This is a genomic window from Caballeronia sp. LZ003, from assembly GCF_031451465.1.
Lineage (GTDB): Bacteria > Pseudomonadota > Gammaproteobacteria > Burkholderiales > Burkholderiaceae > Caballeronia.
Window position 1 is genome coordinate 1 of sequence record NZ_JARUXJ010000202.1, and the last position, 415, is coordinate 415.

The 415-nt window shown below is 55.7% G+C and carries 1 protein-coding gene; it reads left to right on the forward strand.

Annotation, left to right across the window (positions count from 1 at the left end; all coding sequences use genetic code 11):
* Positions 1–154 precede the first annotated feature (154 nt).
* Positions 155–415: hypothetical protein (locus QCE79_RS34460; RefSeq protein WP_309852259.1), on the forward strand; the 261-nt coding region annotated here is incomplete at its 3' end.

Genomic DNA, 415 nt, shown 5'->3' on the forward strand with positions numbered 1-415 from the left:
GTCCTGGAAAATCACCGGCGTCTGTCAGGTTTATTGCAAGACCTTTACCTTTCCCGTGCATTTGGCTGCGGGGGCGCGATTCGTCTTGAAAATCTCCCGGACAGACGTCATTGACCAGGGTGAGAATGCGGGTAAAAAGCATGGCACAGCGCACGTGCTTAGCTACACCAAGCGCCGCACCGGAAAGTTTAAATACCCCGGCAGCGCGCTGGTGGCGATGCAAATCAGCTCGCAGAAATTTGACCGGGTACCTGTTCGCTCGTACGACGTGAAGGGATTGCTGGTTGAGGTACCGGACAATTACGATCAGGCCGGTCGCGAGTACAAGGGCACGTGGACCGGGAAATTCAAGCGAGCTTGGACCGACAATCCGGCCTGGATTTTTAGGGATCTTCTGCTCAATCGGCGGTACGGC